Raw genomic sequence first — 23,539 nt, forward strand, 5'->3', positions numbered from 1 at the left:
AAGTGGCTAAGTTACTGAGTTTTTTTGAAAAAGTGGATTAGGATTAAAACCTCTTTTATATGACATTTTTCAATATTAAATACAGTTTTCCTATAAATATGGCTATACCAAAACTCAGCAAAGTTCCAATCAATATATATTCTGTTAATTTAATTTCTTTATTTTCTTTTAAGTCTCCGAATCTGAAAATTGATTTGGCAGCCAATAAAAACCCTATTCCTTCCCAAAAATTCGTGATTACAAAAATAAAAATAAACAAACGCTCTAACATTCCTATGTATTTTCCAGCATCTTTTATTCCCGAATTTGGCAAAGGATAGTTGAATAACTCCATTATTTTTTTCATTAAAATTGCCGAAACATAGGTAATGCAAACTAATGCAATGAGGAATAAATAATTTTGAGAAGTGAACAGTAAATTAAAATCTATTTTATAATTATAGAAATGTTTAATAAATAGTGCTATAGTTATTGAATGTAATGTTTGATCAAGCAGTAAATTACCAATAGTACTGATTTTATTTTTGATTAGTATTTTTGTTATTACATCTATTGCTAAATGTGAAATAGATAATATAATGACAGGGAGTATATACTGTTTTTCAAACTGTATAACAGTTATGAGTAGCAGTAAATGAATGAACCCATGCAGGTATAAATATTTTGATTTGAATTTTTTATTTTCAATGTCATTAACCATACTACTGGTTTGAAATACAAAATCGCCTAGTAAATGGGCTAAAGTAATTTTCAATATTAGTTCAAACATTGCTGTATTTTTTTAGAATATAGATTTATAATTTCTATTATTTCGTCGTAACCGCCTCTTTTTAATGCTTTATTTATAGTAGTCTTATCTTTTGATAATTGTTCAGCCATCTCTTTCTGCATCATTTCCCTGTGTGTTAAAGCATAAAATATGGTTTCTGAAGTTACCGGCTTCCAGTTACTACTGATGAAACTTAATAATTTTAATATAGGATTGAAATAATCGTCAAATTCATTGAACGTGCTTCTTAAGATTAATGTATTGTTTTTCATCTTTTCAAAACTTTCTCCTGAATTTATAAAAGCAGTTCCATAGGATTCAGTAATTTTTTTTCCTTTAAAATCGACCTCTCCAATACCTATTCCCATTCTTACATCGATTTTATTGTTAGACTTTATTAATGCTTTTATACATAATACGACTTCTAAAGCTATTTCCGGCTCAACTTCTATCTGGAAACTATCTCCTCTGTATATTTCCCATTTATCAGAATCTGATGTGATTTTTGAAAAATATTCTTTAAGTTTTGGGAGCCAAATTTCAGAGTTTACTTTTCTTGAATCTACTATATCACCTGTAATTACTGCTATCATTATTTTTCGCTGTTTCTACAAATATAAATAAAATTGGTCAAAAAAAGCCACTTTGTAATAATTGCCTTTTTTTGACCAATTTTGTATTTTACCGTTATTAAAAATAAAGTAATATGAAAGTGATAATTGGTCTTTTTGAACCAATTTTTAATTATTGCTTTAAAAAAGCCAATTAGGTTGAAATGTCAGAAAAACTGGCACATCCTAATCCTCAAAACAATCATCCTTAAACCCAATCAGATACAACTTGTCTTTCGCACGGGTAACCGCAGTATACAACCAACGAATATAATCCCTATCTATACCTTCCGGCAAGTAAGGTTGCTCAATAAATACGGTGTTCCACTGCCCTCCCTGCGATTTGTGGCAGGTTATCGCATAAGAAAACTTCACCTGAAGCGCATTGAAATACTCGTTGTTTTTTATTTTTTGCAACATTCTGTATTTACTGGTCTCGTCTTCATAATCCATCGCCACTTCCTGATACAGCCTGTTGGATTCTTCATAAGTCAGAGACGGAGATTCGCTGGTCAAAGTGTCCAAAATCAAAACCGTTTCGAGCGGAATCTGGTCCGGGTAATCAACCATTCTGATTTTTACCTTGGCAAATCTAAATCCGTATAATTCTACAAACCTGAAGATTTCCAATACTTCAATGATATCACCATTGGCAATAAAATCTACTGTTTCATTGTCTTTCAGCCAGAAGTAATTGTTTTTTACCACCATTAGGAAGTCACCAGCCGAAAGCTCGCTTTCCTTATCAAGAATTTTAAGTCGTATTTGCTGATTGTACTGATTTGCACGTTTATTCGAACGCACAATAAAACAAGTGTCTTCTATACTGTAATTCGAATAAGCACTGTGAATAGCATCCTGAATATCGTAACCGTCTTCCAATCGGATAATATCTTTAAATCCACGTAACTGAAACTGAAACGTATCTATAAAATGGGATTTCAGTACTTCTCGTAATTCAGTGGCATTGTGCAGGATTCCCGATTTTTCAGCCTGACGCATAACTTCATCCAGCTCAATATGAGGTACTTCCATATTGTAATTTATGGCCAGTTTATTTATGTCCAAAGCCGGACTCACATCCATCCCCACCGGAGGCAACTGAGCCGTATCCCCAACCAAAATCATCTTACAATTGTGGCCCGAATAAATATACATTATCAAATCGTCCAATAACGAACCGTTCTCATACATACTTGATTCTGTGGGAGAATCCGAAATCATCGAGGCTTCATCGACAATGAAAATGGTATTCTTAAATTTATTGGGCTGCATGGTAAAGGTCACTCCGCCTCCACTCTTTTTTGGGAAATAAATGCGCTTGTGAATCGTATGTGCCGGTTTATCGGAATAATTGGCTATCACTTTTGCTGCACGACCGGTCGGCGCCAGCAAAACATACTTTTTATTTATTTCTTTCAGCTGGTTTACAATCGTGGAAATCACTGTCGTTTTTCCCGTACCGGCATATCCTCTCAAAACAAAAATCTCGTCCTGATTTTCATTGGTAGCGAAATCGGCAATCTGCTGAAAAAAAATATCCTGCTTAGCCGTTGCCTGAAAAGGGAAATTTTGTTTTAGTAGGGAATAAAACTTAGCTGAACTCATTAATTTTTTGATTTTTTGGAGCACAACTTCAGGTATAAATTAAACCTTTTTAGCTTCGCTGAATCTTCGATTTCCTGCTTTCTGTCGCTTCTGATATCTATCAGGACAGGGCTAAGGAAAAAATATCGGCTCCTTTTAAATTTTCACACCTATATAATGTGATGAGCCAAAGATAACAATGAATTTAAACACAATCTTAGTTTCCGCATGAAAAAAAATGTAAATTTGCCATAATCGGATTAAACGTATGAGTACAGCTACAATCGCTTCAAAAAATTATAAAAAACTATCGCTTCAGGTTGCCTTAAACGGGCTTTCCTTTTGTGTTTTCGATACTTTGAACGGAAATGTACTGGACATTCAGGAAGTGAAATTCAATTACACGCAATCGTTGGAAGATCAGCTTTGGCGCACCTTTGTTGATTTTTCCTGGCTAACTAAATTTTATGATGAAGTTGTGGTTTTACATGATAACAACTTCAGTACGTTTGTGCCGAAACCACTTTTCGACGAACATTATCTTGGCAGCTACCTGCAATACAATACCAAGGTTTTTGAATCCGATTTCTTTGCTTACGACGAAATGAGCACTTACGACATGAATAATGTCCATGTTCCGTTTGTCAATGTAAACAACTTTCTAATCGATCAGTTTGGTACTTTCGACTACAAAAATGTAAATACGGTTTTGGTTTCGAGATTATTAGAATTATCCAAAAACAAAGAAGAAAAACAAGTTTACATACATTTGCAGGAAACCCATTTTGAAATTGTTATCGCGCATAACCTAAAGTTATTATTATATAATTCTTTCGAATACAAAACCCCGGAAGATTTCGTGTACTACCTGCTTTTTACTTTAGAACAGCTACAACTGAATCCAGAAACCGTTTCGGTATTTATGCTGGGTAAAATTTCGGAAAATGATCCTTGTTTTGAAATCGCTTACCGCTACATCCGCAATATTTCATTATTGGATGTTTCAGCTTTAGCAACTAATTATTCGCTTTCGCAAGCAGAAGCATTACAATATTATATCTTACTTAATTCATGAGAATAATTTCCGGAAAATATAAAGGAAGACGTATCAGTCCGCCAAAAAACCTGCCTGTTCGTCCTACTACGGATATGTCAAAAGAAGCCTTGTTTAACATCTTAGGCAATAACTTCAATTTCAGTGAATTAAAAGTATTGGATTTGTTTGCCGGTACCGGAAACATCAGTTATGAATTTGCTTCCCGCGGCTGCGAACCCATCACAAGTGTTGATGGCGATATGGGCTGTGTGAACTTCATAAAAAAAACCACGAAGGAATTTGATTTCGACATAACTCCTATAAAAAGTGACGTTTTCAAATTTCTGGAAAAATGCAAAGCGAGTTACGACATAATTTTTGCTGATCCGCCTTATGGATTAGAACAAAAAGAGTTTGAAAAAATCATCTTGTTGATTTTCGATAACGAACTTTTGGAAGAAGACGGCATGATGGTGATCGAACATTCAAAACACACCAAACTCGAACACATGGAAAACTTCTCTTTTAGCCGAAACTATGGCGGTTCCGTGTTTTCTTTCTTTGAATTGGAACAAAACGTAGATGAAGAAGAAATAGATGAAGATGGCGATGATGACGAGTTTGATACTTAGTAGTTAGCCAAATTTAATTTTTTTGAGTTTTATAACTATAACTAAATTAATCTTTCAAACTAAAAAATCTAAAGATCCAATAATCTAATATTCTAAAGATCTAAAAAAAAAGCAGACCTGTAAGCCGGATTCTGTATCAACCGAAGTTGACCCTTATCATTTATCTAGTCTAGTTGTTGCCAACAAGATCAATCTGCCTACCCTTCAGCATCGGACGAGCCGCCCTTATTCCGGCGAACCGGAAGCTGCTGATATACTTGGCATTTCACCGCATAGAGTTTACCTGGTTTCACTACAGCATTACCTGTACATACTTTCTGTTGCACTTGTCCTCATCTCGTCCCAAAAGACGAAACGGACGGGCGTTACCCGCTATGCTGCTCTATGGTGTCCGGACTTTCCTCCCTCCCGATTATTCATCGGAACGACGATAAGGCGGTCTGCGGTGCAAACTTACGACAAATAATTGGCTGATGTCAAGTTTTAAAAAAACACTTTAACATTAGTTTCTGAAAAAATTGCTCATAAAAATCGTATATTTAATTTTCTTAAATTAACGCTAATTATTACAATTATCATGGCACATACTTATAATTATGCCAGCGCTTCACAAGCCTTGCGGGAACTTAAAGAGTTAGGTTTTGTCATTGATTACAATATTAACGACAGCGAATTCATAAAAAACCCGCATGATTTTGAAATTGTGCACATATACAGGTACGAAGGTGATTCTAATCCTGATGACGAAGCAACGGTGTATGGTATAAGATCGAAATCCGAAGCAAATAAAAAAGGGGTTTTTGTATCAGGTTTTGCAGCCAATTCCGAATCGGATTCCGCCCGTTATTTAATTGGGCTTTCAATCAAATCACGGAAAGGACTGTGAGTTAGAAAAGTAAGCAGAGGTAAATTTCAAGTCCACAATTTACATTAATCAAAGAATATTATTTAGTGTAACTATTTTTATACTGACGTATAACCAAAAAAAACTCTTAATTATGGCTCACCAATATCAATACGCGACCGTTTCCGAAGCTTTAGACGAATTACATGAAAATGGCTTCACTTATGATTTTAACATCCATGGAGATGATATTGTTGAACATCCTGAAAATTTTCAGATTGTTTATGTATATCGTTATGAAGGCGATTCCGATCCCGATGACGAAGCAACTGTTTATGGAATTAAATCTTTGAAAAACGGTAAAAAAGGTGTTTTTGTGGCTGGTTTTTCTGCTAATTCAGATAACGATGCAGCCAGAGTCCTCTTAGATTTGGTCATAAAAGGGCGACACTGAATTTGTGAATAACTTTTCTCCAAATAATCGAATTGTCGGATACAAAAAGCAACAAAACTTCTATATTTGTGTCCGATTAAAATTCTATGGAACAATTCATTGTATCAGCCCGTAAATACAGACCCCAAACGTTTAAGGACGTAGTTGGGCAACAGGCAATTACGAATACTTTGCTTAATGCCATAGAAAACAATCACCTGGCTCAGGCACTGCTTTTTACAGGGCCCCGCGGAGTTGGAAAAACGACTTGTGCACGTATCCTCGCCCGAAAAATAAACCAGGAGGGCTATGACGATCCGTATGAAGATTTTGCTTTCAACGTATTTGAATTGGATGCCGCTTCGAACAACTCGGTTGATGATATCCGAAATCTGATTGATCAGGTTCGTATCCCGCCGCAAACCGGAAAATACAAAGTATATATCATTGACGAGGTGCATATGTTGTCTCAGGCTGCTTTCAATGCGTTTCTTAAAACCTTGGAAGAACCGCCGCGTCACGCCATATTTATTTTGGCTACAACCGAAAAACACAAAATCATTCCTACGATTTTGTCCCGTTGTCAGATATTTGATTTCAAACGAATTACCGTTAAAGACGCTAAAGAACATTTGGCAGAAGTAGCGGCAAGTCAGAGTATTACTTTTGAAGACGATGCTTTACACATTATTGCACAAAAAGCTGATGGAGCAATGCGTGATGCCTTGTCTATATTTGACCGTGTGGTTTCTTTCTGCGGAAGCAATCTTACCCGTCAGGCAGTAACCGAAAATCTAAACGTACTTGATTTCGAATACTATATAAGAGTAACCGATTTAATTTTAGAGAATAAAATCCCGGAATTACTATTGGCTTACAACGACATCTTGGCTAAAGGTTTTGACGGACATCATTTCGTAGCCGGTTTAGCTTCTCACTTCAGGGATTTATGGGTTTGTAAAAATCCTGCAACTCTGATTTTATTGGAAGCTGGTGAACATGCTCAGAATTTATACCGCGAACAGTCGCAAAAAACATCACAGGAATTTCTTTTGCAGGGAATTGAATTAGCAAATGATTGTGATTTAAAATACAAAGCATCGCAAAACCAACGTCTTTTGGTTGAACTTTGCCTTATGCAGCTTGCCTCTATCACATTTGATGGAGAAAAAAAAAAGCTAAGTCCTTTATAATCCCTCCTACTTATTACCGAAATTCCGCTTACTCAATTACCGAGGTTAAACCTAAGTCGGAAACAATCACTGTTGCTGCTATTCAGACTGAAACTATCGCAACTGCAGAGACAACTTCAGCGGTCGCAATGAACGGTAACAGCAATAATAATGTTGAAACAGCACACGGAGTTCAAGTTGAAAATAGAATTGAAACCACAAGCAGCACTCAAATAGCAAAGCCGGTTGAAAAGAGCGAGATGATCTCACCAGCTTCAATGAATGCCCAGCCTAAAGTTTCTGCTTTTTCATTAGCGAGTATTAAGGCAAAACGAGAGATGGAAGCTTCTCAGAAAGCCAATGTAAAACATTTTGATGAACTTCCTAAAGAGCCTTTTACAGTAACAGAAATGCTCTTGCAATGGAACAATTTTGCACAAAAACTTAGTGACAAAGGTCAAAAGATCATGGCGACTTACATGCTCATCAACGATCCTACTTTAGATGGTTTTACAATAAAACTTGAATTGCCTAACGAGGGTTCGAAAGTAGATTTTGATGCTAATAAAAATGAATTATTGGGTTACTTACGCGGTAAACTTCACAACCATGATATTGTTATTGATGTTCATGTAAACGAAGTTACTGAAACCAAATACGCCTTCACGCCACTTGAAAAATATGAAAAATTGAAAAGCATCAATCCGGCAATGGAGTTGTTGCGTAAAACTTTCGATTTGGATATTTAGAGAAAAAGTTACTGTGCTACTTTGAAACGAAGATTCTGTGCTTTTTAACTTTGCTAATTAATTATAACGTCCCGCCGGCTTTGGGGAGTTGGGGATTTTTGCTCCCAAACCATTCCATTAGGAATGAAGTCAAATATATAAAATTACCTTTAAATTTTGCCTAAAACCCCATTTTCACAAAACCGCTTTTAGCGGTGGTTTTTAGTGTACAAAGCTAACCCCGAAAATTAAAGCTCTTACAATAAGAAATGAAAATAGAACTAAAATAATATCAACATAATTGAGAGTTGGCGATATATACTCAAGAGTTTTAACTTTTCTCCTATTGAGAACAGCAGAAACTATTGGTATGATCCAGAAAATAGAACTCGAAATCATTCCTGTAATAAGGAAGCTTGGGAGCGGTAAAAAGGAAAGGACTAAAAGCAGCGTTCCTAAAATCCAGGGAATAACCAAAAAACTTAAAATCACTACCTTAAAAGTGGTTGCATTAATGAAAGAAAGAAATAAAACCTCTTTTCCTATTCTATACATGAATACTGACAGAAAAATCAATCCTGTTAAAGTAGCAAATAGCTGAAGCCAGTAAGGGAATTGCAATAATGTAGCTGCTGTATGAAAGTCTCCTCCAAATACAGTTGAAAAGACATTGCCAGAAAAAATACTGATTCCTGTAATGGCAGCATAAAACATGAACAATTTATAGCTTGAATTTTTGCTCTTTTTGTATGCCACCCAAAATACAAGACCAAAAGCTAAGCTTAGAACAGGTCCTGCAGCAGCAATTAGTATTTTGTCATAAACCGACGTATTAGTATGGTCAATATTCACATAGAAATGGTAAAGAGTAGAATTTACATTGAGAAAATAAGCCATTAGTGCATGAAACATTTCGTGCAAAGGATATGACAAGGCGTTTGCCGAAAAAAAGAGGAGTGTTGGTTTAAAAGAAATCTTATTTGCTTGTAACATCGAAGTTGTTTTAAAATCACCGCTAACATATGTTTTTCTACAAAAAACCACTGAAGAACTTTTTGTTGCAATTCAATTAATAAAGCATTTTGTTCAAAATCTTATTCCATCCGGTCAAATTTCTGAATATATCTTCATTAACGAAATCAACATTTTTCGAATTCAGATAGCTGATTAACAAATCACTATCAAATTTTAACTGATCCAGATTAAGCATCACTGTTTTTGGATTTTGATTTAGTTTGATCGCAGCTGTTTTTACATACAACCATTTAAAATTGTCATTACTGAATTTATCCGATACATTTAGTTTTAAAACTTTCTGATTATTCTGCATCGTCAGTTCAATTTTCTCTAGCTGATTCCAGGGAATTATCTTTTTTAAAATCCTTTTGTCCATGATTCCGTTTTCATTCATTACAATCTGCGGATTTTTATCCATAAAACTTTTTAATCCGACAAACAAAATCACCATACCTAAAATAAGTTCTAATACTCCAATCATCCTAACAGCCTGGATATCCGCTTTAAAACAATAATGTCCAATCAACAATATCCCGATAGACATTATTGACATCTTCACCATTTTTGGCTTTGAAAAATAGAATTTTAGGTTAGTTGTCATGCATTAAATTTTTCTTTTTTATTGCATCATTTTGTTACTCAAAACTTATGGCCTCGTAATTCAACATTATTTGCCTATTTCCTCATTTCAGTTCTTGGAACTTTATCACTCAGGGAAATCTAAATCTTTCCGTTGTACATCGCTTTCACAACACCATCGGAAAGTCCGATCTTAGGCACGTAGATATTTCTTGAACCACTCCACTTCATAGCTTTCAAATAAATGCGAAGTGCATGAATGATAACGTCGGCACGGTCAGTATTCAATCCTAATTCAGCAATGCGTTCTTCGTAGCTTAAAGCATTCAGTTTTTGGTATTCGGCATTCAGATAAATATAGGAAAGCGGTTTCTCCTGTGCTTTACCGGATAATTTAAAAATCTTGTTGATGTTACCGCCGGAACCGATAAGTGTGATATCTTCGTAAGCTTCCGTTTTGGATTTAATCCATTTCTCAATCTCCTGCCAAACTACATCGTTTACCATATTGTTCAACAAACGCACCGTTCCGTTTTTAAAGGATTTTGAAGCAACCATTTTTCCTTCTGAGAATAATGAAAACTCGGTACTGCCACCACCAACATCTACATATAAATAGGTTTGGTCAGTTTTTATAAAGTGATGTAAATCGGAAGAAGCAATGATAGCCGCTTCTTTTTTACCATCGATGATTTCAATTTTAATATCGGCTTTTTTCTTTACGATTTCAGTAACTTCTTTTCCGTTATATGCTTCACGCATAGCAGAAGTAGCGCACGCCATATAACGTTCTACTTTATATACCTTCATCAGTAATTTAAACGCTTTCATGGCATCAATCATTCGGTCGATATTCTCTTCCGAAATTTCTCCGACCGTAAAAGCATCCTGACCTAAACGGATTGGTACACGGATTAGAGCACTTTTATTAAACTGCGTTTCTTTTCCGGCTTGTTCAACAATATTCATTATCAGCAATCGCATGGCATTGGAACCAATATCAATAGCTGCATATTTTTTAATTGAAATCATCTTTGTCGATCGGTTATTCGTTAATCAGAAATTAAAAGTTGGTAAAGCAATTATATGTTTTCAGTTACAACTTCTATCTTATCACAATAATACTTATACATTTCCTCTTGGGCACGGAACATTTTCTGATTCGGCTGTTTTCTGTATTTATTATCTAATTTTTCAGAATGCAAACGGGCTTTAACATTAGCTCTCCATCCTATTTCGAAAGTATCCAACAATTCCTGTTTAACATCTTCGTCGTAAATCGGACAGGTAACTTCAACCCTGGCATCGAGATTTCGGGTCATAAAATCGGCGGAAGAAATATATATAAGCGGGTTGCCGTCATTTCCGAAAATATACAATCGGGAATGTTCCAGATAATTATCTACAATACTGATAGCTTCAATATTCTCGCTCATGCCCGGAATACCCGGAATCAGTGAACAGATTCCTCTTATGATTAGTTGTATTTTTACACCGGCCCTGCTAGCTTCATACAATTTATCGATCATTTTTAGATCAGATAAACTGTTCATTTTCAATTTGATGTAAGCTTCCCTTCCGGCCAATGCATTTAAAATTTCCAGATCGATTAGTTTATAGAACTTGGAACGGGTATAATGCGGAGAAACCAATAAGTGTTTGTAACGATATACACGATAGTTCACATCGAAGAATTCGAAAATTTTTGAAATATCGCGCATTATCTGCACATGACTTGTGAATATGGTAACATCGGTATAAACTTTGGCAGTACTTTCATTGAAATTCCCTGTAGATATTAATCCGTAGCGCTTGATTTTGCCTTCTTCCATACGTTCGATGACACAAATCTTGCTATGAACTTTCAGGCCTTTCACTCCAAAGATCAATTCAATTCCTTCCGTTTGCATCATCTCGGCATAGGAAATATTGCTTGCTTCATCAAAACGGGCCTGTAATTCAATCTGAACAACCACTTTTTTCCCGTTTTTGGCTGCATTGATAAGCGAACTCACGATTTGCGAATTTTTGGCCAAACGATAAAGCGTTATCTTGATTGAAACCACTTTCGGGTCTAAAGCCGCTTCACGAAGGAACTTAATCACATAAGAAAATGATTGATAAGGTGCATTTACCAGATAGTCTTTATGTTTGATTTTTTCAAGGATACTCCCTTCAAGATTCAGCCCGACCACTGGCAACGGAGGATTCTGCTTTTTCAGTAAATCATATCGGCCCAGATTTGGGAAATCCATATAATCACGACGATTGTGGTAACGCCCGCCGGGAATTAAACTGTCGGTTGCATCGATTCCCATACGTGTAAGGAAAAAAGCCAGTGTATCTTTTTCAATGGACTGATCATAAACAAATCGTACCGGCTCTCCTATTCGTCGGTCTTTCACACTCGACGAAATTTTTTCCATGAAACTTTTATTTAAATCGGCATCAATATCCAATTCGGCATCACGGGTAATTTTGATCATGTGAGCCGAAATACTTTCGTAATCGAAAATATTGAAAATGTTGTGCAGATTATATCGGATAACATCATCAAGGAGAATGATGTACTGCTTGTCGGTACTTGACGGAAGTACAACAAAACGATTGATGGTTTTCGGGATTTCAATAACTGCATAACGCGTTTCTTTCTTTTGAACTATTTTGGAAAGAATCGTGTTTTGTGATTTTGGCTTCATTACTAGTTTAACTGCCAAATATCCGGAAGTATCTTTCAGCAAAGGAAATTCGTCCAAATCATTGAGGATAATAGTAATCAGCTCAGGACTCACCTTTTGAATAAAAAAGTCCTTAATAAAGTTTTGCTGTTCTTTATTGATTTCGTTTTCGTTGATGATGAAGATGTTCTCTTTCTCCAGCATTTTTTCTATAACGCTCAGAATACGTAAGCTTTCTGATTGCTGTTCGATAACGATTTCGGTAATTTCTTTAAGCAATTGTTCAGCAGAAATTCCCCCCAGGATTTTTTCCCCGGAAATACCTTCTGAGTTTAATCTTCGGATTGCAGCATAACGGACACGGAAAAATTCATCTAAATTATTAGAAAAGATACCCAAAAAACGCAATCTGTCCAATAATGGAACCGTTTCGTCTGCAGCTTCCTGAAGTACTCTTGCGTTAAAGGCTAACCAACTTTTTTCTCTGTCTATATATCTGTTTTCCTGCGTAATGCTCATGATTTTAACTGACTCGGAAAAACTGTCTTGACTATTTTTCCTCTTTGTATATTTTTCCAATCTTCTTCTTCAAACTTTAAGGAGACAAATCCCGATGTTGGGACATTGTCTATATAGTGATCCCCAAATTTATTAACAAAATTCGTGATTGCCTCATTATGTCCGAAAAGAATTAAGTTGTCATATTTATTTTCGCAATTTTTTATGGTGTTTTCCAAGCTGCTTTCGTCAAATGTATATAAATCCTCTTTATACATTATAGTCTCCAACGGAATGGCAAGATTTTGCGCATAAATCATGGCGGTTTCTTTTGCTCTTCTTGCCGGACTGCTCCAAACTATGAATGTTTTTGGCAGAAATCGATCTACTGCATGAGAAGTTAAATGTGCATCACCAATACCTCTTTTAGACAAAGGTCTGTCCAAATCTTTCAAAGGAGCTTTCCAACTGGATTTTGCATGACGAATAAGAATTAAGTTTTTCATAACTAGATATTTATAGTATTATAAAGTAAGTCAAAAAAAACCAAAAAAGCCAGAGAAGAATTGTCAAATTAATGTTAATTCACGGATAAAAATCCTACTTTCATCGAAAATGCAATCGATTGTTATTGAACCAAGATTTTTATTAAATAATTTAGTCTCAGCAAGTTATCGAATTACATTATGTTTCAAATCATCAGGTCGTTGTAAATCTTTATACCACATCAAGATTTAAAATAACCCTTCACGCATCTTGTATGCGATTCTTATTACACAATAGGAACGTACTTGTGTCTTCACTTTTCCAACAAATTTTTATTGTCGTGTAAATTTTGGTGCAGAATTCTGTTTGCATACTTTTTTGTAATGCAAATAAAATCTCTGCCTCTAAAATTAGTATGTTTTTTATGTTAACGATTTATTGGATTTTAATCTATAAAGTAATGTCCATGAAACCAAAAATTACCTTATTAGTGTTATTCTTCCTGATGGGAATTAATAACGTTTTCTCACAGTTTACGCCTCAAAAACCAGACTTACGTTTATGTGGCTCTGCTCCCAATTACTATGAAGATTACTTTAATTGTACTTCTAATAATTATACGTTGGATCAAGTTTTTGTGAGTCTTACCAATCTTAATGGAGTTCCATTATCGAACACAACCTGTACACCGGGGACCAGCCAGCAGATGTATGTTATGTTGAATTACACCTCTAACTCAAGCAGTAACATTTCGCAAACCAGAATTTTTGCTGACTTATCTATAGATGGAACTGTGATTCCTATTAACGCCTATCTTGGAACAGTGACACCTGGTTCAGGACAACGTCAAATTTACGGCCCCTTCACCTGGACTTGTGGACAGGAATTGAGATTATGCCGCATTTTAGTAGTTTGGCAAACAAATGGTGCTGTTAATGATCCTGAATTCAGTTCCTACAGTTGTGGTACCTATAGCAGATCACAATGTGAATTTTCAAACTGTATGCTTGTGGCGGCACCTTTGGCGGTTGAATACAACTACACCGTTTGTAATCCGGGAAATCAATCCACTGTAACTGTACCATTTAACAATGAAACCAGCGGTGGTATTGCTCCTTATAGCTATTTATGGAATTTTGGCGACGGTACTACTTCCACGCAGGAAAATCCAACTCATGCTTTTGCTTATCCGGGAGGACCTTATACTGTTACATTAACGGTCACCGACTCTAATCTACCAACCAATTTAGTCGGCTCGCAAACACAGATCGTTACTATCCCGGGACCGTGTACAATATCTGGGATTGCAACTGCCGTGAGTTGTGCGAATCAGAACAATGGATCTATTGATGTCTCTGTTAGTGGAGGTACACCACCCTATTCCTATTCATGGAACGGCGGACAAACAACACAGGACATTTCCGGTTTGTCTTCTGGAACCTATTCAGTTACGGTAACAGATGCTTTTGGATGTACTAAGACCCGATCATTTACGATTGGAAATGGGGATGCATTAAACCCAGTGATAACAGCTCCAAATGATTTATCTATTGAAGGATGCGGTCCATCTTCTATCGGATCACAAGGCCGATTAGATTTTTCAGGAACACCTCTTACAATAACCCTTGCCCAGTTTACCGCAGCAGGGGGAACTTATACTGATCAATCACCTATAGCTACAATTAGTTATCAGGATGTTGTTTCGGGAAGCTGCCCAACTATAGTTACAAGAACATTTCGATTAACTGATTCTTGTGGCAATGTGGGTTCCGATACACAGATTTTTACCATCAACGACACGACAGCACCAGTAATCGCAACTTTACCGACACCTTCAACCATAAATTGTCCTGCAGTTCCGCAATTTGCGCAAGCCTCGGTTACAGACAATTGTGGTCCTGGTTTTACGCTTACTCATAGTGATGCGACTACGCAGGGACAATGTGCCGGCTCTTATTCTGTAACCAGAACATGGATCGCTACAGATGCCTGCGGAAACTCATCTACAAAATCACAGACCATAAATGTTCAGGATGTGACCGCGCCGGTAATTGCAGCGCTTCCAGCCACATCTACCATTAACTGTCCTGCAGTTCCTCAATTTGCAACAGCTACCGCTAACGATGCTTGTGGATCTGCATTTACACTGACATTTAATGATGTGACAACTCCGGGACAATGTGCAGGATCTTATTCAGTTACCAGAACATGGACAGCTACAGATGCCTGTGGACGTTCATCCACAAGATCACAAACCATTAATGTTCGGGACGTAACTGCGCCAGTTGTGCCTCAAGCTCCTGCAAACGTTACTGTTTCTTGTAGTGGTGATATTCCACCAATGATATCATTAACCGCCAATGATGCCTGCAGTGGACCGATAACCGTTACGGGGATTGATTCCGTTTCAGCGGGAAGTTGCTCAAGTAACTTTACCGTAACCAGAACATGGACTTTTGTTGATGCTTGCGGAAACACTTCATCCGTAAATCAGACCATTAATGTAAGAGACACATCTAATCCTGTTTTACCAACTCCACCTGCAAACATTACCGTTTCATGCGGAGCAGAAGTGCCTCCTATGATTTCATTAACTGCGAGTGACACATGTGCAGGACAAATTACAGCTACAGGAGTTGATACGACTGCACCAGGAAATTGTCCGAATTCCTATGTCATTACTCGTAGATGGACATTTGCGGATCCTTGCGGAAATTCATCGTCAATATCGCAAACAATCACTGTTCGGGACATAACTGCACCGGTTGTTCCGCAAGCCCCTGCAAACGTGACTGTTTCTTGTAGTGGTGATATTCCGCCAATGATATCATTAACCGCCAATGATGCCTGCAGCGGACCGATAACCGTGGCTGGGACTGATGCCGTTACAGCGGGAAGCTGCTCAAGCAGTTTTACCGTAACCAGAACATGGACATTTGTTGATGCTTGTGGAAACACTTCATCCGTAAATCAGACCATTAATGTAAGAGACACATCTAATCCTGTTTTACCAACTCCACCTGCAAACATTACCGTTTCCTGTGCGGGAGAAGTACCTCCTATGATTTCATTAACAGCAAGTGATACTTGCGCAGGACAAATTACAGTAACGGGAGTTGATATGACTGCACCTGGAAGTTGTCCGAGCTCCTACATTATCACTCGTAGATGGACATTTGTTGATCCTTGCGGAAATTCAGCTTCAATATCGCAAACAATCACTGTTCAGGATATAACTGCACCGGTAATTGCGGCTTTACCAGCTCCAACAACTATTAACTGTTCAGCTGTTCCCCAATTTGCACAGGCTACAGCAACTGACAATTGCGGTTCTGCTTTCACACTGACATTCAGCGATGTAACTACTCCAGGGCAATGTGCAGGTTCTTACTCAGTGATCAGAACATGGACAGCTGCTGATGCTTGCGGAAATTCATCTACTGCTTCACAAACGATAAATGTTCAGGATGTAGCACCTCCTGCCGTTCCACAGGCACCTGCTGATGTAACAGTTTCCTGCAGCGGCGATATTCCGCCTATGATTTCATTAACTGCCAACGATGCCTGTACCGGACCGATAACCATGGTTGGGACTGATGCCATTACAGCAGGAAGCTGCACAAGCAGTTTTACCGTAACCAGAACATGGACTTTTGTTGATGCTTGTGGAAATACTTCATCCGTAAATCAGACCATTAATGTAAGAGACTCATCTAATCCTGTTTTACCAACTGCACCGGCAAGCATTACCGTTTCATGTGCAGGAGAAGTTCCCCCAATGATTTCATTAACCGCTAGTGATACTTGCGCAGGGCAAATTTCAGTAGAGGGAGTTGACACGACTGCACCAGGAAGTTGTCCGAACTCGTACATCATTACTCGTACGTGGACATTTGCGGATCCTTGTGGAAATTCAGCGTCATTATCGCAAACAATTACTGTATCAGACCAAACTCCTCCTGCTTTACCGGAAGTACCGGCCGACTTAACCGTATCCTGCTTATCTGAAGTTCCGGCACCACTTTCATTGACAGCTGTAGACAATTGCACTGGTAATATAACTGTAAATAGTGTAGATACTACAGTTCCGGGAGGCTGCCCTAATTCATTTGTAGTTACCAGAACATGGACATTTACCGATGTGTGCCAAAACACATCTACTATGTCTCAAATAATAACTGTTTTTGATGAAACTCCACCGGCACTAGTGACCAATCTTAGTGAAGTGGTAACAGCACCATGTTCTAGCATTCCAGCTGCTCCTGAACTTGAATTTTCAGATAGCTGCGGAGGAGAAGTTACAGTTGTATTTGAAGAACACGTGGATCCTAATTCAGAGATTGAAGGTAGTTATGACATAATCAGAACTTGGACTGTGACCGATATTTGTGGTAATCAAACTGTGGTTTCACAAACTGTACATGTTACTGTTGGCGACACTTTTAGTGCTGATAATCCGGATTTGTGTAACAATGACAGTGCATATGCCACATTCAATTTGATGTCACTTCTTCCGCTAGGAACCGAATCTGGAGGTCAATGGGTTGGTGTAAATATACTTGATGCTCTTATTAACCATGCCAATAACACAATTGATGTAACTCAGCTGCAAACCGGTTATTATACACTCCAATACATCCTTACAACAGCACAATCACCATGTCCTAGAAAATTAGAATTTTACGTTCATGTGGTTGATGATTGCGGAGTATTGGCTGCGTGTACTATTACCGTGAACAATGGATTCTCTCCAAATAATGATGGTGAAAACGATTACCTAATTATCGACGGATTAGAATGTTACCCTGAAAACAATCTTCAGATATACAACAGATGGGGAATTCTGGTATTCGAAAAAAGCGGTTATAACAATACAACAGCTGTTTTTGACGGAAAATCTGAAGGAAGAGCTACCCTTAACAAAGGTGAGTTACTACCTGGCGGGACCTATTTTTACATCATGAAATACAAAGACAATGAGTCCGGGCAATGGAACGATAAATCTGGATATTTATATTTAAGCAGATAATTCTCATACTTCTATTAATTATTTACCAAATTAATTTAAATTAGTGAACATGAAGACAAAATTAATAACACTCGTTTTGGGATTAATAGGTATGATGGGGTACGCTCAACAAGACTCACAGTATACACAATACATGTATAATACTATTACCATAAATCCTGCATATGCCGGTTCGCGAGAGGTTCTAAGCATCTTTGGCTTATACAGAGCCCAATGGGTTGGTTTGGACGGGGCGCCTACAACTGCTGCGTTCTCTGTAAATTCACCCATTAGTGACTCAAGTTTTGGGATTGGATTGTCCGTTGTTAATGATAAAATCGGACCTGCAACTGAAACTAATATATCTGCAGACTTGTCATACTTTATCCAAATGTCTGAGAATTACAAACTGGCATTCGGATTAAAAGGAACAGCAAATCTTTTCAATCTGGATGTAAATAAGCTGACTATCCAAAATCCGGATGATCCCAGATTTCAAAACCTGGACAACGATTTCAGCCCGAATGTCGGTGCAGGAGTATATCTGTACTCAGACAAATTCTATGCTGGTTTATCAGTTCCTAACTTTTTCGAAACCAATCATTACAAAGACAACTCAGTTTCGATTACAAAGGAAAAAATGCACTACTATTTCATAACAGGTTATGTTTTTGATGTTGGAAGCAACTTGAAAATCAAACCTTCAGTACTTATGAAAGCAGCGGAAGGAGCTCCGCTGCAAGGCGATGCTTCTTTAAACTTTTTGATCTATGACAAACTAACTCTGGGAGCTGCCTACCGATGGGATTCTGCCTGGAGTGCAATGGCCGGATTTCAAATATCAAACTCTCTCTTCATAGGATATGCGTATGATATGGAAACTACTGATTTAAAGAATTATAATGACGGGTCCCACGAGATCTTCCTGAGATGGGAATTGTTCAATAATTCTAAAATGTTAACTCCTCGTTTCTTCTAAATTGAACAGTTATGAAAATCAAAACATTACTTATAATTGCCATTTTCAGTATTGGTAATAATATATATTCTCAATTCGGGAAAGAAGCAAAAGCCGACAAGAGATACAACAATTACGCCTATGTAGATGCAATTGAAGTATATGAAAAAGTCGCCGAAAAGGGGCATAAATCCGTAAATTTATTTGAGAAACTCGGGAATGCCTATTACTTCAACGGTGAATATGATAAAGCCGAAAAATGGTATTCCCAATTGTTTGCAATGCCTGAAGCCGCTAATGTTGCTCCAGAATATTATTTCAGATATGCACAATCACTGAAATCTGTCGGAAATTATGAAAAAGCAGACCAATATCTAACTATGTTTTATCAGAAAACCAATAATCCTTCGGGAGAGGAATTACTGAAAAACAAGGATTATCTTGCTCAGCTACGAAAAGATTCTGACAGATATAAAGTTGAAAATGCGGGCGATATCAATAGTGAATATTCTGATTACGGCTCAGTATTTAAAGGAACCGACATTATTTTTACTTCAGCACGAAAAAGCAAGGATGTGTTTCAGAAAAAACACAGTTGGACCGGACAATACTTCACACGCCTTTTCACAGCAAAAGCTGCAGAAGACGGAAAATTAAGTGACCCTCAGGAATTTTCAAAAGATTTAGACTCAAAATTCCACGAAGCGACTCCAGTTTTTTCAAAAGACGGCAATACCGTTTATTTTACCAGAAACAATTATTTTGATGGTAAAAAAGGTAAAAGCAGCGACAAAGTAACGAAGCTTAAAATCTTTAAAGCCACTTTAAAAGACGGAAAGTGGCAGGATGTAAAAGAACTTCCGTTTAACAACGATAGTTACAGTGTGGCCCACCCTGCTTTGAGTCCGGACGGAAAAACATTGTACTTTTCGTCAGATATGCCTGGAAGTATCGGTGATTCAGACATTTTCAGGGTAGCCATCAATGAAGACGGATCTTTTGGAGCCCCTGAAAATTTAGGAACTACCATTAATTCTCCTTTACGAGAAACATTCCCTTACATTACAGATCAAAACGTATTGTATTTTTCATCCGATGATCATATAGGAATTGGAGGTCTTGATGTATTTGAAGCAAAAATGAATAAAGACGGATCATTCACATCGATTAAAAATGTCGGAGCGCCAGTAAACAGTCCTAAAGACGATTTCAGCTATATTGTAAACACCAAAACCCATGTTGGTTACTTTACTTCAAACAGAGAAGGCGGCAAGGGTTCTGATGATATTTACAAATTCAAGGAAAATGTTTGCGTGCAGATACTAAAAGGATCTGTTTCCGATATGCTGTCACTGGTACATATACCGGGCGCAAAAATGTCTCTCTTTGATGCCAATATGACGTTGATTGAAACCGTTGATGCAAATGAAAAGGGAGATTTTGTCTTTGATAAAAATATCGAATGTGATAAAAAATACTATATAAGGGGTGAACATCAGGATTATGAAACTAAAGAAATTCCGGTTACGGTTCCATTGGCTTCCGGAGAAACGAAAGCAGATATTTCGCTTGAGAAAAAAATGGTTCCATTGGTTCCCGGAGTTGACCTTGGCAAAATCCTGGATGTGAGTATTATTTATTTTGATTTGGACAAATCGGATATCCGCGAAGATGCCGCTGCCGATTTACAAAAAGTTATAGCTGTAATGGAAAAATATCCAAATATGAAAGTGGATATCCGTTCTCACACTGACAGTCGTCAATCGCATAAATACAATGAGAAACTATCAGACAGAAGAGCAAAATCAACCTTAGAATATATGGTTAAAAATGGTATCGATCGAAGCAGATTAACTGCAAAAGGATACGGAGAAACTCAATTAATAAATGGTTGTTCTAACGGCGTAAAATGCTCTGAAGAAGAACATCAGAAAAACAGACGAAGTGAGTTCATCGTCATTAGTTTAGATTAATTTCATTCTTTTTTACAATTCGTTTAATTAAAAAAGCATTCACTTCGGTGAATGCTTTTTCATTTTAGGAAATATTCTACCGAAATAATTCCGTCTGAAAATATTGTATCAATATATCATACTTTGTGAGAATCAAAAAAAAACAAGTTTTTGATTATCAAATAAATGTTAATTCACGGATAAAACACCCACTTTAGTCGAAAATGCATCCTGATAATATTGAATCAAGATTTTTATTAAATACTTTAGCCTTGACAAATTATCGAATTACATTTTGTTTGAAATTAATGGGTCGTTGTAAATCTTAATACCACACCGAGATTTATAATACCCTTCACTCAACTTGTATACTGTTCTTATCGAAAGAATAGGAGCATATTCGTGCCTTCACTTTTCCAGCAAATTTCTATTGATGTGTAAATTTTGGACGTCAGAAGCATTCGTATGCTCATTTGCGTCGCGAATTCCCCTTCTGACTTCCAAAATTAGTGTGTTTTTATATTACCGATTTACTGGATTTAATTAGAAAACAAGTGTCCATGAAACCAAAAAATACCACATTACTGTTATTTTTCCTGATGGGAATTAATATTGCTTTTTCTCAGTTTACGCCTCAAAAACCAGACTTACGTTTATGCGGTACGCCCCCGAATTATTATCAAGGCTACTTTGGTTGTAATTCAAATAATTATACGTTAAATCAGGTTTTTCTAAGCCTTACAAACGTTAATGGAGCGCCGTTATCAAATACAACGTGTACACCTGGAAGTACTCAGCAAATGTATGTTATGCTGAATTACACCTCTAACTCAAGCAGCAACATTTCGCAAACCAGAATTTTTGCTGACTTGTCTATTGATGGAACTATAATTCCTATTAACGCCTATCTTGGAACAGTGATACCTGGTTCCGGACAACGTCAAATTTATGGCCCCTTTACATGGACATGCGGACAAGAGTTGAAATTATGTCGAATTTTAGCCGTTTGGCAAACGAGTGGTAGTGATAGCGCCCCGGAATTCAGCTCATACAATTGTAATACTTACAGTAAATCACAATGTGAATTTGGCGACTGTATGATTGTTGCTGCACCATTAGCAGTAGAATACTCATACACGTTATGTACGAACGGAAATCAATCAGCTGTAGTATTCCAAGACTTAACTTCAGGAGGTATTACTCCTTATACTTATTCATGGAATTTTGGTGATGGTTCTCCAATATCAACACAACAAAATCCAACCCATAATTTTCCATATCCTGGAGGTCCTTATACTGTCACCTTAACGGTAACGGATTCAAATCTTCCAATCCATCTCGTTAGTACCTATACGCAAGTCATTACTCCTCCTGCTCCGATAACCATTACAGGTCAAGTAACTTCTTCAAGTTGTGCAAATCAGAATAATGGCGCCATTGACGCTACAGTCTCAGGAGGAACTCCTCCTTATACCTATTCATGGAGCAATGGGCAAACCACACAAGATATTTCAGGATTAGCTCCCGGAACATATACCCTTACCGTAACTGATGCTTTTGGATGTACCAAAAGTCAATCATTTATAATTGGAAATGGTGATACATCAAATCCGGTGATAACAGCTCCAAATGATTTATCAATCGAAGGATGTGGTACAGGTTCGATAGCAACACAGGGCCTTTTACCTTATTCAACAACACCTGCAACAATAACTTTGGCTCAATTTACTGCAGCTACAGGAAGTTATATTGATGCATCATCAATAAGCACAATAACTTATCAAGATGTTGCTTCAGGAAGTTGCCCAACTATAGTTACCAGAACATTTAGACTATCTGATGTATGTGGAAATCCAGGCTCAGATACACAAATTATTACTATTGACGATACCACTCCACCGGTAATTGCGACATTACCAGCAGTTTCAACTATAAATTGTCCTGCAGCTCCTCAATTTGAACAAGCTACGGCTACTGACAATTGTGGTTCTGGTTTTACTCTTACTCATAACGATGTGACTACACCTGGACAATGTGCTGGGGCATACTCTGTTACAAGAACATGGACAGCTACTGATACTTGTGGAAATGTATCTACAGCAACACAAATTATTAATGTTCAGGATGCAACAGCTCCGGTGATTGCCGCACTTCCGGCTACATCGACCATTAACTGTCCGGCAACACCTCAATTTGCGGAAGCTACAGCTACTGACGCTTGCGGATCTGCATTTACACTAACCTTTAACGATGTTACTACTCCTGGACAATGTGCAGGAGCATACTCTGTTACAAGAACATGGACAGCCACTGATGCCTGCGGGAATTCATCTACTAAAACACAAACCATAAATGTTCAGGATGTAACTGCTCCGGTGATTGCAGCTTTACCATCGGTATCAACCATTAACTGTCCGGCAACACCTCAATTTGCACAAGCTACGGCAACTGACAATTGCGGTTCTGCTTTCACGCTAACATTCAACGATGTGACAACCCCTGGACAATGTGCAGGTTCTTATTCCGTTACCAGAACATGGACAGCACTTGA

At 37.4% G+C, this 23,539-nt stretch carries 18 protein-coding genes and 1 other RNA gene; 10 read left to right on the top strand and 9 right to left on the bottom strand.

Translation table 11 applies throughout. From position 1 onward, the window contains the following. Positions 1-55: 55 nt before the first annotated feature. The 3 genes from FEDK69T_RS02435 to FEDK69T_RS02445 form a co-directional block, all read right to left on the bottom strand. Positions 56-769: a DUF3307 domain-containing protein gene (locus FEDK69T_RS02435; RefSeq protein ID WP_023572557.1), complete on the bottom strand. Its 714-nt coding sequence runs from the start codon at positions 767-769 to the stop codon at positions 56-58. After that, on the bottom strand, positions 757-1,362 hold the full coding sequence (locus tag FEDK69T_RS02440; protein ID WP_035629821.1) for a SatD family protein: 606 nt from the start codon (positions 1,360-1,362) through the stop codon (positions 757-759). Before FEDK69T_RS02440 ends, FEDK69T_RS02435 begins: the two co-directional genes overlap by 13 nt. Before the next feature lie 204 nt (positions 1,363-1,566). Continuing rightward, a complete protein-coding gene (locus tag FEDK69T_RS02445; protein ID WP_023572559.1) occupies positions 1,567-2,988 on the bottom strand; it encodes an ATP-dependent DNA helicase in 1,422 nt (473 codons plus the stop codon). Positions 2,989-3,235: 247 nt separating this feature from the next. Between FEDK69T_RS02445 and FEDK69T_RS02450 the strand changes: the two genes are divergently transcribed. Beyond that, positions 3,236-4,042 (top strand): DUF3822 family protein, encoded by an 807-nt coding sequence (locus FEDK69T_RS02450; RefSeq protein WP_035629820.1) that lies wholly within the window; start codon positions 3,236-3,238, stop codon positions 4,040-4,042. Then, positions 4,039-4,635, top strand: a complete 597-nt coding sequence (gene rsmD, locus FEDK69T_RS02455; RefSeq protein ID WP_023572560.1) for a 16S rRNA (guanine(966)-N(2))-methyltransferase RsmD — start codon at positions 4,039-4,041, stop codon at positions 4,633-4,635. Before FEDK69T_RS02450 ends, rsmD begins: the two co-directional genes overlap by 4 nt. Before the next feature lie 104 nt (positions 4,636-4,739). On the opposite strand, the gene rnpB is transcribed toward rsmD, so the two are convergent. Next, positions 4,740-5,082, bottom strand: an RNA gene (gene rnpB, locus FEDK69T_RS15335) — RNase P RNA component class A. A 130-nt stretch (positions 5,083-5,212) separates the two neighbouring features. On the opposite strand from rnpB, the gene FEDK69T_RS02460 reads away from it, so the two are divergent. From FEDK69T_RS02460 to FEDK69T_RS02475, 4 genes are all read left to right on the top strand, one after another. Next, on the top strand, positions 5,213-5,521 hold the full coding sequence (locus tag FEDK69T_RS02460) for a hypothetical protein (RefSeq protein ID WP_023572561.1): 309 nt from the start codon (positions 5,213-5,215) through the stop codon (positions 5,519-5,521). 112 nt (positions 5,522-5,633) lie between these two features. After that, entirely contained in the window at positions 5,634-5,933 is a 300-nt protein-coding gene (locus tag FEDK69T_RS02465; protein WP_023572562.1) for a hypothetical protein, read from the top strand. A gap of 86 nt (positions 5,934-6,019) precedes the next feature. Further along, the gene (dnaX, locus tag FEDK69T_RS02470; protein ID WP_023572563.1) at positions 6,020-7,105 is read left to right on the top strand and encodes a DNA polymerase III subunit gamma/tau; all 1,086 of its coding nucleotides are present in this window, start codon (positions 6,020-6,022) and stop codon (positions 7,103-7,105) included. A 128-nt stretch (positions 7,106-7,233) separates the two neighbouring features. Beyond that, the gene (locus tag FEDK69T_RS02475; RefSeq protein ID WP_023572564.1) at positions 7,234-7,833 is read left to right on the top strand and encodes a hypothetical protein; all 600 of its coding nucleotides are present in this window, start codon (positions 7,234-7,236) and stop codon (positions 7,831-7,833) included. Between the two features lie 201 nt (positions 7,834-8,034). Here the strand turns inward: FEDK69T_RS02475 and FEDK69T_RS02480 are convergent, their stop codons facing one another. From FEDK69T_RS02480 to FEDK69T_RS02500, 5 genes are all read right to left on the bottom strand, one after another. Continuing rightward, on the bottom strand, positions 8,035-8,805 hold the full coding sequence (locus FEDK69T_RS02480; RefSeq protein ID WP_131494734.1) for a hypothetical protein: 771 nt from the start codon (positions 8,803-8,805) through the stop codon (positions 8,035-8,037). Between the two features lie 76 nt (positions 8,806-8,881). Further along, the gene (locus FEDK69T_RS02485) at positions 8,882-9,430 is read right to left on the bottom strand and encodes an STM3941 family protein (RefSeq protein WP_131494733.1); all 549 of its coding nucleotides are present in this window, start codon (positions 9,428-9,430) and stop codon (positions 8,882-8,884) included. 119 nt (positions 9,431-9,549) lie between these two features. Beyond that, positions 9,550-10,440, bottom strand: a complete 891-nt coding sequence (locus tag FEDK69T_RS02490; RefSeq protein WP_023572567.1) for a Ppx/GppA phosphatase family protein — start codon at positions 10,438-10,440, stop codon at positions 9,550-9,552. Between the two features lie 50 nt (positions 10,441-10,490). Continuing rightward, on the bottom strand, positions 10,491-12,605 hold the full coding sequence (ppk1, locus tag FEDK69T_RS02495; protein ID WP_035629816.1) for a polyphosphate kinase 1: 2,115 nt from the start codon (positions 12,603-12,605) through the stop codon (positions 10,491-10,493). After that, on the bottom strand, positions 12,602-13,090 hold the full coding sequence (locus FEDK69T_RS02500; protein ID WP_023572569.1) for a SixA phosphatase family protein: 489 nt from the start codon (positions 13,088-13,090) through the stop codon (positions 12,602-12,604). Before FEDK69T_RS02500 ends, ppk1 begins: the two co-directional genes overlap by 4 nt. 446 nt (positions 13,091-13,536) lie before the next feature. Here FEDK69T_RS02500 and FEDK69T_RS02505 point away from each other — a divergent pair, with 446 nt between their 5' ends. The 4 genes from FEDK69T_RS02505 to FEDK69T_RS02520 all read left to right on the top strand — a co-directional run. Next, positions 13,537-18,099: an HYR-like domain-containing protein gene (locus tag FEDK69T_RS02505; protein ID WP_162147234.1), complete on the top strand. Its 4,563-nt coding sequence runs from the start codon at positions 13,537-13,539 to the stop codon at positions 18,097-18,099. Positions 18,100-18,148: 49 nt separating this feature from the next. Beyond that, positions 18,149-19,057, top strand: a complete 909-nt coding sequence (locus FEDK69T_RS02510; protein WP_035656281.1) for a PorP/SprF family type IX secretion system membrane protein — start codon at positions 18,149-18,151, stop codon at positions 19,055-19,057. Positions 19,058-19,068: 11 nt separating this feature from the next. Further along, the gene (locus tag FEDK69T_RS02515) at positions 19,069-21,009 is read left to right on the top strand and encodes an OmpA family protein (protein ID WP_023572572.1); all 1,941 of its coding nucleotides are present in this window, start codon (positions 19,069-19,071) and stop codon (positions 21,007-21,009) included. A gap of 539 nt (positions 21,010-21,548) precedes the next feature. Then, positions 21,549-23,539: HYR-like domain-containing protein (locus FEDK69T_RS02520; protein WP_155959275.1), on the top strand; the 1,991-nt coding region annotated here is incomplete at its 3' end.

Origin of the sequence: Flavobacterium enshiense DK69 (assembly GCF_000498495.1) — a bacterium.
In the GTDB taxonomy this organism is placed as follows: domain Bacteria; phylum Bacteroidota; class Bacteroidia; order Flavobacteriales; family Flavobacteriaceae; genus Flavobacterium; species Flavobacterium enshiense.

Bases quoted from the DNA above. Each gene is read 5' to 3' on its own strand.
- FEDK69T_RS02435 (WP_023572557.1), bottom strand. From the start codon at position 769: ATGTTTGAACTAATATTGAAAATTACTTTAGCCCATTTACTAGGCGAT.
- FEDK69T_RS02440 (WP_035629821.1), bottom strand. From the start codon at position 1,362: ATGATAGCAGTAATTACAGGTGATATAGTAGATTCAAGAAAAGTAAAC.
- FEDK69T_RS02445 (WP_023572559.1), bottom strand. From the start codon at position 2,988: ATGAGTTCAGCTAAGTTTTATTCCCTACTAAAACAAAATTTCCCTTTT.
- FEDK69T_RS02450 (WP_035629820.1), top strand. From the start codon at position 3,236: ATGAGTACAGCTACAATCGCTTCAAAAAATTATAAAAAACTATCGCTT.
- rsmD (WP_023572560.1), top strand. From the start codon at position 4,039: ATGAGAATAATTTCCGGAAAATATAAAGGAAGACGTATCAGTCCGCCA.
- FEDK69T_RS02460 (WP_023572561.1), top strand. From the start codon at position 5,213: ATGGCACATACTTATAATTATGCCAGCGCTTCACAAGCCTTGCGGGAA.
- FEDK69T_RS02465 (WP_023572562.1), top strand. From the start codon at position 5,634: ATGGCTCACCAATATCAATACGCGACCGTTTCCGAAGCTTTAGACGAA.
- dnaX (WP_023572563.1), top strand. From the start codon at position 6,020: ATGGAACAATTCATTGTATCAGCCCGTAAATACAGACCCCAAACGTTT.
- FEDK69T_RS02475 (WP_023572564.1), top strand. From the start codon at position 7,234: ATGAACGGTAACAGCAATAATAATGTTGAAACAGCACACGGAGTTCAA.
- FEDK69T_RS02480 (WP_131494734.1), bottom strand. From the start codon at position 8,805: ATGTTACAAGCAAATAAGATTTCTTTTAAACCAACACTCCTCTTTTTT.
- FEDK69T_RS02485 (WP_131494733.1), bottom strand. From the start codon at position 9,430: ATGACAACTAACCTAAAATTCTATTTTTCAAAGCCAAAAATGGTGAAG.
- FEDK69T_RS02490 (WP_023572567.1), bottom strand. From the start codon at position 10,440: ATGATTTCAATTAAAAAATATGCAGCTATTGATATTGGTTCCAATGCC.
- ppk1 (WP_035629816.1), bottom strand. From the start codon at position 12,605: ATGAGCATTACGCAGGAAAACAGATATATAGACAGAGAAAAAAGTTGG.
- FEDK69T_RS02500 (WP_023572569.1), bottom strand. From the start codon at position 13,090: ATGAAAAACTTAATTCTTATTCGTCATGCAAAATCCAGTTGGAAAGCT.
- FEDK69T_RS02505 (WP_162147234.1), top strand. From the start codon at position 13,537: ATGAAACCAAAAATTACCTTATTAGTGTTATTCTTCCTGATGGGAATT.
- FEDK69T_RS02510 (WP_035656281.1), top strand. From the start codon at position 18,149: ATGAAGACAAAATTAATAACACTCGTTTTGGGATTAATAGGTATGATG.
- FEDK69T_RS02515 (WP_023572572.1), top strand. From the start codon at position 19,069: ATGAAAATCAAAACATTACTTATAATTGCCATTTTCAGTATTGGTAAT.